Source organism: Streptosporangium sp. NBC_01639 (assembly GCF_045209755.1).
GTDB lineage: Bacteria > Actinomycetota > Actinomycetes > Streptosporangiales > Streptosporangiaceae > Streptosporangium.
On the sequence record NZ_CP109272.1, the window covers coordinates 1,661,692 to 1,675,661 of the forward strand.

The window sequence follows — 13,970 nt, forward strand, 5'->3', positions numbered from 1 at the left end:
GGCGATCGACTGCCGCTATGCGCCGGGGGCGAGGAGCTCATCCCCGGCGCAGGAGGGCGAGGAACATCCCGTCGGTGCCGTGGCGGTGCGGCCAGAACTGGGCGTGGGGTCCCTCGCCCAGTCCCTCCACCCCGGGAAGGTAGGCGCGGGCGTCGAGGGCCTCCACGTCGTCGCGGCGGCGCAGGACGTCTCCGACCACGGTGACGGTCTCGGCCAGATGGGGCGAGCAGGTGACGTACGCGACCACTCCCCCCGGACGGACCGCCTCCAGGGCCGAGGTGAGCAGCTCACGCTGGAGCCTGCCGAGATCGGGGAGGCTCCGGGGGTCGCGCCGCCAGCGGGCTTCCGGGCGGCGGCGAAGGGCGCCCAGCCCGGTGCAGGGCGCGTCGACCATGACCCGGTCGAAGGCTCCGGCACGCCAGGCGGGGACCGTGCCGTCGGCGGTGATCACCGCCGCCTCGCGGGTGGTCTGCCGGACCAGGCGGGCGCGGTGGTACTGAAGCTCGGCGGCCAGCAGGCGGGCCCCGCCCGTGAAGGAAACGGGACCGGGCCCCTGCTGCTGCCCGCGGGGCTCCCGCCCGGCGCCGGACGGTCCATACGGCTCCCGGGGCTCCTCGTCGAGTCCCCTCCGGGCCGGGGCGGCCTCGTCACCGTGGACGGCGATGGCGTCCAGCAGGCCGGCCTTGCCGCCGGGTCCCGCGCACAGGTCGAGCCAGCGGGTGTCGCCACCGGTCACCGGGACGCGGGTCAGGGCCAGCGCCACGAGCTGGCTGGCCTCGTCCTGCACGGCGGCACGCGCCTCGGCCACGGCCCGGATCAGGCCGGGGTCGCCCTCGGACAGGTAGGCGGCGTAGGGGGAGTAGTGAGCCGGCTCCGCACCGGAGGTGAGCAGCTCCTCGACCGACGAGAGGCCCGGCCGGGCGACCAGGGTGACCCGGGGGCGCTCGTTGTCGGCGGCCAGCAGGGCGGCCGTCTCGTCGAAGTCGCCGCCCACGGCGTCGCGCAGCGCGGTGACGATCCACCGGGGATGGCTGTGCGCCACGGCCAGGTGACCGACCGGATCCTGCTCGGGGTCGGGGGCCACGATGGGCAGCCACTGCTCCAGCGAGCGTCCGGCGACCTTGCGCAACACGGCGTTGGCGTACTTCGACGCGCCGGTGCCCACGCGCAGCCTTACCAGGTCGACGGTCGTGCCGACCGCGGCGTGCGGGGGGATCCGGGTCTTGAGCAGCTGGTGCACGCCCAGGCGGATGGCGTCGAGCAGCGGTGGGTCCAGGTCCTCCGGAGCCCGGTCGCTGCAGGCCGCGATGACCTCGTCGTAGGTGCCGAGGCCGCGCAGGGTGCCGTAGGCCAGCTCGGTCGCCAGGCCCGCGTCCCGTCCGGACAGGCGGCGCTCACGCAGCAGCGTGGGCATCAGGAGGTTGGCGTAGGCGTCTCGCTCGTCCACGGCGCGCAGGAGGTCGTAGGCGACATTGCGGGCCTCGTCACGGACCGGCCTGGCCGGACGGCCGCCTCGGCTCCCTCCGGGACCCCGGCCCTGACCGCCGGACGCACCCGTCTGACCATCGGAACCCCGCCCCCGGCCGGCGGAGCCGGCCTGGCCGCGACTCCCGCCGGAGCCCTGCTTCCCGCCGGAGGCCCCTGGCTGCCCACCGCCCCGGCCACCGCCGGAACCGTGCTCCCGGCTGCCGGACGCACCCGTCCGACCGCCGCGTGAGCGGTTCCCCGGACCGTGGCCGCCGCGCGAGGCGTCCCCGCCGCTCCCCCGATCGCTCATGGTCTATCCCAGCCGATCTTCGTCTGCGGGCCGCACACCGCGGGCCCATTCTTCCGCGCCCATCGGGCGCTTGCCCTGCGGCTGCACCTCGCCCAGCTCGACCGGGTGGGTGGCCGTGCCGACCAGGACGGACTTCTTGGACGCCGCGATCCGCCCGGCCTCCAGGGCCGGGGCGTCGGGTGCGGGCCGTACCGGACCGAGCTTGACCCGCTGGCCGCGGAACTCCGTCCACGCGCCCGGGGCCGGGGTGCAGGCACGGATGAGGCGGTCCACCCGCATGGCGGACCCGGACCAGTCGACCCGGGCGTCGTCCACGCTGATCTTCCGGGTGAAGCTCAGCCCCTCGGCGGGCTGGGGCACGGCCTCCAGCTTGCCGTCCTCGATCCCGTCCATGGTGGCCACCAGCAGTCCGGCGCCGGAATCGGCGAGCCGGGCGAGCAGGTCGCCGCTGGTGTCGGCGGGCCGGAGCTCCTCGGTGACCACGCCGTAGACCGGGCCCGCGTCCAGCTCCTTGACGATCTGGAAGGTGGTCGCGCCGGTGATCTGGTCCCCGTGGAGCACGGCGTGCTGCACGGGGGCGGCCCCCCGCCAGGCGGGCAGCAACGAGAAGTGGAGGTTGACCCAGCCGTGCCGGGGGATGTCCAGGGCGGCCTGCGGCAGGAGCGCTCCGTAGGCCACCACCGGACAGCAGTCGGGATCGATCTGCCGCAACCGCTCCAGGAACTCGGGATCCCCCGCCTTCGGCGGCCGCAGGACCTCCACGCCCGCCTCCCGGGCCAGCTCGGCGACGGGGCTCGGGTGGACCTTGCGGCCCCGGCCCGACTGGGCGTCCGGCCGGGTGACGACGGCGACGACGTCGTGGCGCGGCGAGTCGAGCAGGGCCCGCAACGAGGGCAGGGCGGTGTCCGGGGTTCCGGCGAAGACCAGGCGCACGTTCCTACAGAGCCTTCCCTTGGGTGGCATGCGGGGAGAACTTGAACGCGGGGGCCGACAGCCCGCTCCACTCCGCCTCGCGGATCTCCTTCATGGCGAGCTTGCGCTGCCGCAGGTCCATCCGGTCGATGAACAGCACCCCGTCCAGGTGGTCGGTCTCGTGCTGGAAGCAGCGGGCCATCAGGTCGGTGCCCTCAAGGGTCACCGGCTCGCCGTGCATGTTGACGCCCTTCGCCACCGCCCGGATCGCCCGGGGTGTGGGGAACGACAGGCCGGGGAAGGACAGGCAGCCCTCCTCGCCCTCCTCGTCCAAGTCGTCGGAGAGGTCGAGGTTGGGATTGATCAGATGCCCGAGCTGCTCGTCCACGTAGTAGGTGAAGACCCGCAGGCCGACACCGATCTGCGGGGCGGCAAGCCCGGCTCCGGGGGCGTCCAGCATCGTGTCGGTGAGGTCCTTGACGAGCTTGCGCAGCTCCTTGTCAAAGTCCTTGACCGGCTCCGCGGGGGTGCGCAGCACGGGGTCGCCGAAAAGGCGGATCGACTGAATGGCCAACAGGGCTCTCCTCACACTTTTCGGGGATGCCCACAGTCTAAGGGCCGCATGGAGTGCCCCTCGGATCTTCCGCTCCCCCGCCGGCCTGCGAGGAGATGCGGTTCAGCGTGAGCGGGCCTTCATGGCCGCCTTCCGGGCCGCCTTGGCGACCGCCGCGTCGCTGTGCCGGGCGCCCAGCAGGTCCAGCACGGCGATCGTGTCGGGGTGGTCCACCAGGGTCATCTCCTCGACGACCCGGACCAGATCCTCAGCGGGTTCGAGCATGCCGAACTCGCACACGGCCTCGGGGGCGTTGCCCAGGTGGATCAGCGAGGCGATCGTGTCGACGGCGATCCAGGTGCTGTCGGCGGGGGTGAGCGCGGGCGCCGGCAGGTCGCGGATGTGCAGCCAGGAGGCGGCGTAACGCCACATGGCGGGCTCGGTGAGCGCCTCCCGCAGCGGGGCCTCCGCCTCGGGCCCGAGCTCCTCCAGGATCGTCCCCACGGTGCCGCGCTGGCCTGCCGTACCGGATGCGGCGATCTTGACCAGCTCGCGGGCGGCGGTCTCGGGGAGGCGGGACTCCAGCCACACGGTGACGGCGCTGGGGGCGGCGGAGCGCTTCATGATCGCGTCAACCAGCTCGTCGGCGCCGAGGTCGGCGAAGACGGCCACCTCGGCCTCGGTGGGGGCGTCGTGCCCCTCCCGCAGCAGGTCCTGGCGGACCGCCCACATGCCCAGTGGCGTCAGCCGGGGCCGGCCCGCCTCGGACGGCTCGACGAGCCCGCAGTAGCCCAGCAGCGACAGCGCGCCCTCCAGCTCGGCCGGGAGCACGGCGGCCAGTTCCCGCATCTGCGCGGGCCGGGTCTCGCAGGCCACCTCGTGCGACTGCAGGATCCCCTTGACCAGGGTGGCGGCAGACAGGCCGTCGCTCACGGCGTACATCGTGGCGAGCATCTCGGCGAGATGGTCGTCGACCACCTCCGACCCGGTCAGGCTCTCGTCCGCGCGGTCCAGGACGTCCATGACCACGCCGTCCCAGAATCCCAGCAGGGCCGCGGCGGGCAGCTCGGCGGAGAGCGCCAGCGGGCCGGCCGTCGCCACGCCCCGGACGATGCGCACCATTCCGGTGTTGACCGCGACGACCCAGAGCAGGTGCAGTCGCGCCGGGTTGGGCACCCCGAGCTCGGCGCAGGGCAGGAACGGGTCGGGCAGCAGACCCTCGGGGGTCAGCTGCCGGGTGCCGGTCCACGCCGCCAGCCGCTGGGCGTCCCGCACCAACGGGACCCTGAGGACGGCGGCGGCGAGCACGTCGTCGGTGGCGAGCACGACCGGCGGGAAGCTCAGCGCCTCGGTGCCGCAGCTCTGGCACTCACAGTCCTTGCCTGCCGCGGAGACCGCGTCGAGCATGGTCGCGCGGGCCTCACGGGACCCCGATCCCAGCTCGTCCACCAGCCTGCGCAGCTCGCCGAGATCGAAGACATTGCCCATGTTCCCGCTCTTTGCCACCCGTGAAACTTACTGCACTGGAGCCCCACGGGTGTACGGCTAACCGATCGCGCGAGAACGTGCTTTGAAAGCGGCCTTACGGGCGGCCTTGGCCACGTTCTGGTCGTTCAGGGAACGACCGAGCAGCTCAAGGACCTCGACGACCTCGGGGTGGTCCACCCGCCACATCTCCTCGATCATGTGCGTCGGCGGACCGGAGGACGCCAGATTCTCGGCGAACGCCTCCGGATCGTCCTCGGCGGTGGAGATGGCCAGGGCGAGCATGTCCACGCTCATCCAGAGCACCTCATCCTGGGAGAGCGCCGGGGCGACCAGGCCCCGGGCGGAGAGCCAGCTGACGGCGTGCGGGCGCAGCTCGGCCTCGTCGAGGTACGGGCGGACCGCGGGCTCGGCCTCCGGGCCGAGCCGGTCCACGATCGTCACCGCGATGCCACGGACGATCGAGGGCGCTCCGGAGGCGGCACCGAGCATCTCGGTGGCGGCCTCCTGGGGGGTCCGGCTCCGCAGCCAGCCCTGGATGTCCGCCTCGGCCATCTCGGTGGGCAGCCCGGAGAGCAGTCCCTCGATGAGGTCGGGCGCGTCGGCCGCGGTCAGGTCGGCGGCCTCGGGCGCCTCGATGCCCAGATCGGTGTAGTGCTCCCGCAGGCCCCAGACCGCCAGCGCGGACAGCTCCAGGGTCTCCTCGCTCTGCTCGGCGATGCCGCAGTAGGCCAACCCCCGTACAGCCTCGGCGACATCCACCTCCCCGTGGTCGACCAGGCCGATCTCCTCCAGGTAGGCGCTGACGAGCGGGATCGGCACCGGTGCCTGCAGCCGGTAGAGCATGTCGCACAGGCCGTAGAGCTCCTCGTCGAGGGAGGGGCTGCCGGTCACGGCGCCGCCTGTCTCCTTCTCCACGAGGTGGTCGACCAGCGCGGCCCAGACGTCGAGCGGGTCGGGGTCCTCGCCGTCGAAGATGGCGGTGCCCTCGACCTCCACCAGGCCGGTGTGCACCGCCAGCCTCCACAGGAAGCCGGGGTCGGCCACCGCGAGCTGGGCGGCCGCCTCGGCGGCGTCGCGGACCCTCAGGCGCCCTTTGACGGTCGGCCTGCGGCCTCCGGCCAGCATCCACTGGACCAGCCGCCGGACGTCGGTCACGAGGGGAACCCGCAGGGCGCTCTCGGCGAGCGCCTCACGGGGTGCCAGCCGCGCCGGCGGCAGGGGGGAGCAGCCCGGGCACTCGCAGGGGTCGTCGGGGGGCTCCGCCACCGCCGACACCGAGACGTCGCCCTGCTCCAGCGAGTCGGCGCCCATCGCGCTGAACAGGCTCTTGGCCATGCCGAATCTGGAGGTGTCGGCGAGCGCGATCGGCATCTCGGGCTCGATCCGGTCCAGGACCACCCGCATGCGGACGGCCATCTTGCCGCCGATCTCCTCGGTCGCGAGCAGGAAATCGACAAGGGTGCGGGCGGCGGCAACGGTCTCGGGGGCACTTTCCGGTGGGGCGATGACCTTGCGCGGGTAGATGTTGAGCAGCAGTTCCTCGAAAGTGACGGGAGTGAAATCACCCAGCTCGTTCACGTTCAGATAATCGCTCGCATAGTCGCAGAGCAGCCGCACCTCGTCCACGTCAACGTCCAGGCCGTGCGCGCGCCCCCACGCACGCAGATCGTCTACGGCCCGATTTACCCATTCGATCGACACAGGGGAAAATTAACGGCTTACTGTCAGCACCGCGAATCGGGGAAACAGCTCAAATCACGTCGAGAGGGTCAATGCATACCCTGACCACCTCAGGAGTCTTGCGTGCGGACCGCACTCCGACGGCCCCCTTCAACGCCGCGGACAGCGCCGCCCCCGACCCTCGGGGAACCCTCACCATGGCGCGTTCCCGCACCTGATCGCCCCTGGGCGAGTCGAGAGGGACGGGCCCGAGCACCTGAGCCTCCCCCGGCAGCACGGCCTCCCCGAGCATTTCCCTGACCGCCGAAGGAGAACCGGTCAGCGTGGCCATCCGCACCGCCGGGGGGAAACCGAGTTCTGTCCTGCCGGCCAGTTCGCGCTCGGCGTGAGTGACGGGGTCCCAGCGCAGCAGCGCCTGTACGGCGAGCACCGAGGAGTCGGCCAGCACGACCAGTTCGGCTCTGGGCCGCAGCAGCGCGGCGGCGTTCATCCACCGGCGCAACGTCTCCTCCGCGACCCGTAGGTCCGGCCGGCCGAGCAGCGCCCACCCGTCCAGCAGCACGGCCGCCGCGTAACCGCCCTCGGCCACCGGTTCGGCCCCCGGGGTGGCCACCACCAGCGCGGGGGCCGCGCCCACCGTGGCGAGCACGCCGTCCTTGCCCGAGGTCCTGACCTTGACCGAGGGGAAGGCGCGCCCCAGCTCCTCGGCCGTACGGCGGGCGCCCACCACCTGCGCCCGCACCCGGACGCCCCCGCAGGCGGGGCAGCGCCACTCCCCCGCGATCCGGCCGCACCAGCGGCAGTAGGGGGCGGCGTGGCCGCCGCGCAGCGCGAGCGGTCCGCTGCAGTGGCCGCATCGGGCCGGCGCCCGGCAGTTCTGGCAGGCCAGCGCCGGCAGGTAGCCCCGCCGGGGGACCTGCACCAGCACCGGGCCGGTCGTCAGGCCGGCACGCAGCGCCCGCCAGGCGAGGCTGGGCAGCCGGGCCGCCCTGGCCGCCTCGTCCCTGGCCAGCTCGGAGTCCTCACCGGCCGGCCGGACCCTGGGGGCCCTGCCCCTGACCGTCTCCCTGGCGGCGACGAGGGGACCGGCCCAGCCTCCTGCGACGAGCTGGGTGGCCTCGGCAGTACGGGCGTATCCGCCGATGAGCAGGCCCGCGCGGCCCTGGTGGGCACGGAGCGCGAGGATCTCCCGGGTGTGCGGGTACGGGGCGAGCCGCTCGGCGTGCAGGTCGTCGCCGTCGTCCCAGACCACCGCCAGCCCGAGCTCCCTGACCGGCGCGAAGGCCGCCCCCCTGGTGCCGACGACGGCGCGCACCTGTCCCCGGGCCACCCGGAGCCATCGGCGGTAGCGTTCCGCGGGCCCCAGGTCCGCGGTGAGCGCCACGTGCTCTCCGGGCCCCAGGACGGCGCCCAGCGCCGCGTCGGCCAGCGCCACGTCCTTTCCGTCGGGAAGCACCACCACCGCCCCCCTGCCGCTGCGCAGGGTCTCCCGGACGGCCACCGCCACGGCCCCGGGCCACTCGGGCCCGCCGTCCCCGGTCCCGGGCAGTGCGGTCCACACGGCGCGCGGCGCACCCCCACCGGCCAGGGCCGCCAGGAACGCCTGCCCGTCGGGGTAGTCCGCCCATGCACCGGGCCCGCCGGCCCTGTCCGGGGCCTTCGGCGGAAGCGGGCCGTCCGGGACACCGGCGCCGTCCGCGGCCTTCGGCGGAAGCGGGCCGTCCGGGACACCGGCGCCGTCCGCGGCCTTCGGCGGAACCCGGACGTCCGGGACACCGGCGCCGGCCTCCGGGCCGGGCCGGATCGCCGCGCGGTCCTCGGCCTCCACCCTGGCGTGGCGCGGAGGCACGGCCAGGCGCAGCACGTCGGCCATGGTCCCGGCATAGCGGTCGGCCACGGCGCGGGCCAGAGCGGCGATCTCAGGGACGAGGACGGGCTCGGGGGAGACCACCCTCTCCAGACGGGAGAGCTTTCCCTCGTGCTCGCTGCCGGCCACCCGCTCCAGCAGAAAACCGTCGACGAGCTTTCCGGCGAACCGGACGCGGACTCGCGAGCCCGGCACCGCGTCGGCGTCCAGGGTGACCGGGACGACGTAGTCGAACAATCGGTCGAGGTGCGGCAGCGGCGTGTCCACGGCGACCCGGGCGATCGGCAGCACGGCGGCCGGCTCCGGCACCCCCCTGGCGGGCTTGGCGGAGCCGGGCGCGGGCCGCTCACGCACGGCGTCGAGCGGTAGCAGGGCGTCGTCGTCCGATGAGGGGCTGGGGTGGGTCACCCACTTGTCCTACCAGATTCCCGAGGCGGCGAAGACGACCGTCCGGCGGACCACGGCGTCCCCGCTTCGCCGTCTGTCAGAACGCCGGGCCCCGCCCGCGGGAACGGCGCAGCCCCCGGTGAGAGCTCTCACCGGGGGCTGCGGACGGAGAAGCGTCAGAGACCGGCGGCGGTGCGCAGGGCCTCGGCGCGGTCGGTGGCCTCCCAGGAGAAGTCGGACCGGCCGAAGTGTCCATAGGCGGAGGTCGCCGAGTAGATCGGGCGCAGCAGGTCGAGGTCGCGGATGATCGCGGCCGGGCGCAGGTCGAAGACCTGGAGCACGGCCTTCTGGATCGTCTCGATCTCGACCTTCTCGGTGCCGAAGGTCTCGACGAAGACGCCGACCGGGTGCGCCTTGCCGATGGCGTAGGCGACCTGGACCTCGGCGCGGTCGGACAGCCCCGCGGCCACGATGTTCTTGGCGACCCAGCGCATGGCGTAGGCGGCCGAGCGGTCCACCTTGGACGGGTCCTTGCCGGAGAAGGCGCCGCCACCGTGGCGGGCCATACCGCCGTAGGTGTCAACGATGATCTTGCGACCCGTCAGGCCGGCGTCACCCATCGGGCCGCCGATCTCGAAGCGGCCGGTCGGGTTGACCAGCAGGCGGTAGCCCTCGGTGGAGATCTCCAGGTCGGCGAGCACCGGGTCGACCACGTGCTCCTTGATGTCCGGCGCGAGCATCTCCTTGAGGTCGATCTCCGCGGCGTGCTGGGTGGAGACCACCACGGTGTCGAGACGGACCGGCTTGTCGCCGTCGTACTCGATGGTGACCTGGGTCTTGCCGTCGGGGCGCAGGTAGGGCACGGTGCCGTCCTTGCGGACCTGCGACAGGCGCGCGGCCAGGCGGTGCGCCAGCTGGATCGGCAGCGGCATCAGCTCGGGGGTCTCGCGGCAGGCGTAGCCGAACATCAGGCCCTGGTCGCCGGCGCCCTGGCGGTCGAGCTCGTCGGCGCCTTCACCCTCGCGGTTCTCGTAGGCGTCGTCGACGCCCTGCGCGATGTCGGGCGACTGCGCGCCGATGGACACCGACACGCCGCAGGAGGCACCGTCGAAGCCCTTGTGGGAGGCGTCGTAACCGATCTCGAGGATCTTCTCCCGGATGAGACCGGGGATGTCCACGTAGGTCTCCGTCGTCACCTCTCCGGCGACGTGGACCTGACCGGTGGTGATCAGTGTCTCGACTGCGACGCGGCTCTTGGGGTCACCCTTGAGCATGGCGTCGAGAATCGCGTCACTGATCTGGTCGGCGATCTTGTCCGGGTGGCCCTCGGTGACCGACTCGGAGGTGAACAGGCGACGGGACAAGACAGTTGCTCCTCATGCAGCGGCTGCTGGCGTCTGGGGGCTCTGGCGTCGACACGACACCAGTAGCGCTGAGCCGAAGTCTAGCCGTACCCGGAGCAGCGCCGCGAAACCATACGTGCTCAATTTGAGTGCGCCGCCCAAATTTTCTCCTTAAGGCTGGTCAGCGGGCCCTTCCCCGGCCGCCCACCGGGGGGAACGGACCGGAACGGAGCCGACGCGGAGACCACGCTCGGCGAGGCCAGCACCGCGTCGTACTCCCTCGCCGCGACGATCGGCGCCCCCGCCCAATCGGACCGCCGGAGCTCGGGTTCGATCGTGGTCGCGGCCACCGAGTCGAGCTGCTCGCCGGAGAGCGGGAAGGCCTGGTCGGCGAAGACGGCGTAACGGCCGTCCGCGGTGGCGACGGCCAGCAGCAGGTCGAGCCGGCCCAGACCGCTGAGCCGGGCCGTCCCCGCGGCCCAGTCGGTCGCGCTCGAACCGGAGAAGCTCTCGACGTAGACGACGTACAGGCGCACCCCCCGGTGGGCCCGCAGTTTCGCGACGGCCGCCTCGACCTCGGCCCGGCGCCCACCGAGCACGCCCGCTCGGTCGGTCACCTGCGCCGAGACGGCGGCCGGCGGGTCGACGCGCGCCACGGGATCCCCCGGCGGCAGCGTCAGAGCCAGCGCGACCAGCACACGGACGAGATGTAGCACCCGCAGCCCCCCACCGGCCCCGCAACCGCCCCGCGGACCGGATCATCGCCAAGTGGTCTCCCTGCCCCTACGGACCCCCACCCGTTCAGGGTATGAGGTCACAGGTCGGGCAGTGGATCGGGGGGCAACGTCTCGGGCTCGAAGACCTCGGCGTCGGCTGCGCGGACCACCGCGGCGTACTCCTCGTCGATCTCGAACACCATGCCGCCGAGCTCGATGGCGGCACCCGTGGAGAACTCCACCGGGCCGAGCCGGGTGCGGCGCGTGTGGGTGGCGTAGACCGAGGTCGGCGCGTCCTGGTCGAAGAACTTGGTGGACAGCACGGCGATCGAACGGTCGGTGACCACGATCAGGAAGGTCGCCATCCCCGGCGAACCCACCGACAGTGCGGGCAGGACATAGCGCATCTCCTCCCCCGGAGGGAGCAGAGCGCGACAGCGAGCCCTGACAGCGGCGGGCACCGGCATGATCGAATCCCTTCACGCTGCAACGTGCCAGGTCATTTCGGACGCAGTATCCGCCCCGGGGAGATCCCCGGCAAGCGGATCAGGGAAGCCGGTGGACGACAAGATCCCAGACGGTGTCGGCGAGGTCCTCCTTGGGGCCGCGCGGGATCTCCACCGACTCCCCGCCGGCGACCAGGACCACCGCCGCGTTGTCCGGGGTGCCGAAGGCGACGCCCGCGCCCACCTGGTTGACGACGAGCAGATCACAGCCCTTGCGGGCGAGCTTGGCCTGTCCGTTGGCGAGGACGTCGTCGGTCTCGGCCGCGAACCCCACGATCACCGGCGGGTACGGCTTGAGCCCCGTGCGGCGGCGATCTCCCAGCTCGGCGAGGATGTCGGGATTTTTCGTCAGATGGATGGGGTCAGGGTCGGCCGAGGTCTTCTTGATCTTCAAATCGCTCTGCACGAGGGGCCGGAAGTCGGCGACCGCGGCGGCCATGACCACGGCGTCGGCGCCCCCCACCGCGCCCAGCACGGCGTCGCGCAGCTCCGCGGCCGACTCCACCCGGATCACCGTGGCCCCGGCCGGGTCGGGCAGCGCGACGTTCGCGCTCACCAGGGTGACCTCGGCGCCGCGGGCCACCGCCGTACGGGCCAGCGCGTAGCCCTGCAGGCCCGAGGAGCGGTTGCCGATGAAACGGACCGGGTCGATGGCCTCGCGAGTCCCTCCGGCGGAGATCACCAGGCGGCGGCCGGCCAGGTCGGCGGGGCGCCCGGTCAGGACTCTGCGGCAGACCTCGAAGATCTCCTTGGGATCGGGCAGCCGGCCGCGGCCGGTGTCGGCGCCCGTCAGGCGGCCTGCGGCGGGGTCGATGACGATCGAGCCGCGCTCGCGGAGGGTGGCCACGTTGGCCCGGGTCGCGGGGTGCTCCCACATCTCGGTGTGCATCGCGGGAGCGAACACGACCGGGCACCGCGCGGTGAGCAGGGTGTTGGTGAGCAGGTCACCGGCCAGCCCGTGGGCGGCCCTGGCGAGCACGTCGGCGGTCGCGGGAGCGACCACCACCAGGTCGGCGTCCTGGCCGATCCGCACGTGCGGGACCTCGTGCACGGAGTCCCAGACGTCGGCCGTCACGGGGTTGCCGGACAGCGCCGCCCAGGTCGGCTCGCCGACGAAACGGAGCGCCTCCCTGGTCGGGACGACACGGACGTCGTGGCCCGACTCCGTGAACAGGCGGAGCAACTCGCAGGCCTTGTATGCGGCGATGCCCGCGCTCACGCCAAGCACGACGGCGGGTCGGCCACCCATCGGTGGGACTAGCCCTCGATCGGCTCGGAGGTGAGCAGACCCTCACTGACCTCGCGCAGCGCGATGGAGAGCGGCTTCTCCTGCGCGTGGGTCTCCACGAGCGGGCCGACGTACTCCAGCAGGCCTTCGCCGAGCTGGGAGTAGTAGGCGTTGATCTGGCGCGCGCGCTTCGAGCCGAAGATCACAAGGCTGTACTTGCTGTCGACGATGTCGAGCAGCGCGTCGATCGACGGGTTGGTGATGCCTTCGGAGTAGGCGGCGTTCGTTGCCACGTTGTGATTTCCCCTAGCTAGGTGAACGTCCGGGGCGCGAAGCCTCGGGAGCATCAGCCAGTAAGGCTATCAGCCGATGACATACATCCTGGACGGACGTGTTCACAAGAGTCAGGTCGAATTCCTGCTCGGCCGCCATCTCGATCCGGCCGGCCGCCAGGCGGCGGGCGATGACGTCCTCCGGCTCGGTGCCTCTGCCCCGCAGGCGCTTCTCCAGCTCCTCCCAGGTGGGCGGAGCCAGGAAGATCAGTGTCGCCTCGGGCATGCTCGCCCGGACCTGGCGCGCGCCCTGGAGATCGATCTCCAGCAGCGTGGGCACCCCGGCGTCGATCTTCCGGAGCACCGGACCGCGCGGCGTGCCGTATCTGTTGCCGGCGAACTCGGCCCACTCCAGCAGCTCGCCGGAGGCGGCCAACCGGTCGAACTCGTCGTCGTCGGCGAAGAAGTACTCCACCCCGTGGGTCTCCCCCGGCCGGGGCTTCCTGGTGGTCACCGAGACCGACAGCCACACCTCGGGGTATGCCCGCCGAAGCTCGGCGACGACCGTGGACTTGCCGACGCCTGACGGCCCTGAGAGGACCGTCAGGCGCTTGCCGGTCGGTCCGGCGAAGGCTCGCGCCGCCTCCGGACCTCCGACCGGGGAGGTGAAGCCACCGGACCCGCTCTCAGCGGTCTCCTCCGGGACCCGACTCTCGTCGGACCACGATGTTCCGGTCACTCCACAACCCCCCGTTGTTGCCATCCCCGTTGATCCGGGGTGAGCGTGTTCCTTCTGAACCGAGACTAGCTCTCGGCACCGCCGAACTCACGCTCGAGCGAAGCCCGCTGGTTGGCACCGAGACCCCGCACGCGGCGGGACTCTGCGATGCCGAGCCGCTCCATCAGCTGCTTGGCGCGGACCTTGCCCACGCCGGGGAGCGACTCCAGAAGCGCCGACACCTTCATCTTTCCGATGACGTCGTCGGCCTGCCCGTCTTTGAGCACCTCGGTCAGAGAGATCGCACCGTGCTTCAGGCGATTCTTAACCTCGGCACGCTCTCGGCGGGCCTTGGCAGCCTTCTCTAGGGCTGCGGCGCGCTGCTCAGGGGTAAGGGGAGGAAGAGCCACGCCGGGTCACCTCGAATTTCCTGTCGATGTACTCGGACGGGAAGGGAAACTAGCTGGTCATGGCGCTTCAAGCAACGTCAAGACCGGTTTCTCACCGTAGAAAATCTACTTCG

General features: G+C 72.4%; 13 protein-coding genes. All 13 read right to left on the bottom strand.

Features of this window, described 5'->3' with window-relative positions; genetic code table 11:
- Nucleotides 1-37: 37 nt before the first annotated feature.
- The 13 genes from OHA77_RS07325 to mihF all read right to left on the bottom strand — a co-directional run bounded on the left by OHA77_RS07325 (nt 38) and on the right by mihF (nt 13,857).
- The gene (locus OHA77_RS07325) at nt 38-1,777 is read right to left on the bottom strand and encodes an RsmB/NOP family class I SAM-dependent RNA methyltransferase (protein ID WP_406316998.1); all 1,740 of its coding nucleotides are present in this window, start codon (nt 1,775-1,777) and stop codon (nt 38-40) included.
- Nucleotides 1,778-1,780: 3 nt separating this feature from the next.
- A complete protein-coding gene (gene fmt / locus OHA77_RS07330; protein WP_406319794.1) occupies nt 1,781-2,710 on the bottom strand; it encodes a methionyl-tRNA formyltransferase in 930 nt (309 codons plus the stop codon).
- A gap of 4 nt (nt 2,711-2,714) precedes the next feature.
- Complete coding sequence (def, locus tag OHA77_RS07335) at nt 2,715-3,263, bottom strand: peptide deformylase (protein ID WP_326821410.1); 549 nt, start codon at nt 3,261-3,263, stop codon at nt 2,715-2,717.
- A 102-nt stretch (nt 3,264-3,365) separates the two neighbouring features.
- Nucleotides 3,366-4,730, bottom strand: a complete 1,365-nt coding sequence (locus OHA77_RS07340; RefSeq protein WP_406317000.1) for a hypothetical protein — start codon at nt 4,728-4,730, stop codon at nt 3,366-3,368.
- A 57-nt stretch (nt 4,731-4,787) separates the two neighbouring features.
- Nucleotides 4,788-6,431 (bottom strand): hypothetical protein, encoded by a 1,644-nt coding sequence (locus OHA77_RS07345; protein WP_406317002.1) that lies wholly within the window; start codon nt 6,429-6,431, stop codon nt 4,788-4,790.
- A 49-nt stretch (nt 6,432-6,480) separates the two neighbouring features.
- Nucleotides 6,481-8,685: a primosomal protein N' gene (locus tag OHA77_RS07350; protein ID WP_406317003.1), complete on the bottom strand. Its 2,205-nt coding sequence runs from the start codon at nt 8,683-8,685 to the stop codon at nt 6,481-6,483.
- A 155-nt stretch (nt 8,686-8,840) separates the two neighbouring features.
- The gene (gene metK / locus OHA77_RS07355; RefSeq protein WP_326821406.1) at nt 8,841-10,028 is read right to left on the bottom strand and encodes a methionine adenosyltransferase; all 1,188 of its coding nucleotides are present in this window, start codon (nt 10,026-10,028) and stop codon (nt 8,841-8,843) included.
- 119 nt (nt 10,029-10,147) lie between these two features.
- Nucleotides 10,148-10,723, bottom strand: coding sequence for a TPM domain-containing protein (locus tag OHA77_RS07360; protein ID WP_406317005.1), 576 nt, complete (start codon nt 10,721-10,723; stop codon nt 10,148-10,150).
- A 98-nt stretch (nt 10,724-10,821) separates the two neighbouring features.
- Nucleotides 10,822-11,190 carry a hypothetical protein gene (locus tag OHA77_RS07365; RefSeq protein WP_326821404.1) on the bottom strand — a complete coding sequence of 123 codons (369 nt, stop codon included), beginning with the start codon at nt 11,188-11,190 and terminating at the stop codon, nt 10,822-10,824.
- Nucleotides 11,191-11,269: 79 nt separating this feature from the next.
- Nucleotides 11,270-12,478 carry a bifunctional phosphopantothenoylcysteine decarboxylase/phosphopantothenate--cysteine ligase CoaBC gene (coaBC, locus tag OHA77_RS07370; RefSeq protein ID WP_406317007.1) on the bottom strand — a complete coding sequence of 403 codons (1,209 nt, stop codon included), beginning with the start codon at nt 12,476-12,478 and terminating at the stop codon, nt 11,270-11,272.
- Nucleotides 12,479-12,486: 8 nt separating this feature from the next.
- Complete coding sequence (gene rpoZ / locus OHA77_RS07375; protein ID WP_012889517.1) at nt 12,487-12,750, bottom strand: DNA-directed RNA polymerase subunit omega; 264 nt, start codon at nt 12,748-12,750, stop codon at nt 12,487-12,489.
- 13 nt (nt 12,751-12,763) lie between these two features.
- On the bottom strand, nt 12,764-13,336 hold the full coding sequence (gmk, locus tag OHA77_RS07380) for a guanylate kinase (RefSeq protein WP_406319796.1): 573 nt from the start codon (nt 13,334-13,336) through the stop codon (nt 12,764-12,766).
- A 197-nt stretch (nt 13,337-13,533) separates the two neighbouring features.
- Nucleotides 13,534-13,857 carry an integration host factor, actinobacterial type gene (mihF, locus tag OHA77_RS07385; RefSeq protein WP_326821401.1) on the bottom strand — a complete coding sequence of 108 codons (324 nt, stop codon included), beginning with the start codon at nt 13,855-13,857 and terminating at the stop codon, nt 13,534-13,536.
- Between the last annotated feature and the right edge of the window lie 113 nt (nt 13,858-13,970).

What these genes read in the sequence shown, in the direction of transcription:
- OHA77_RS07340 (WP_406317000.1), bottom strand. Translation starts at nt 4,730, where the DNA reads ATGGGCAATGTCTTCGATCTCGGCGAGCTGCGCAGGCTGGTGGACGAG.
- OHA77_RS07325 (WP_406316998.1), bottom strand. Translation starts at nt 1,777, where the DNA reads ATGAGCGATCGGGGGAGCGGCGGGGACGCCTCGCGCGGCGGCCACGGT.
- OHA77_RS07365 (WP_326821404.1), bottom strand. Translation starts at nt 11,190, where the DNA reads ATGCCGGTGCCCGCCGCTGTCAGGGCTCGCTGTCGCGCTCTGCTCCCT.
- coaBC (WP_406317007.1), bottom strand. Translation starts at nt 12,478, where the DNA reads ATGGGTGGCCGACCCGCCGTCGTGCTTGGCGTGAGCGCGGGCATCGCC.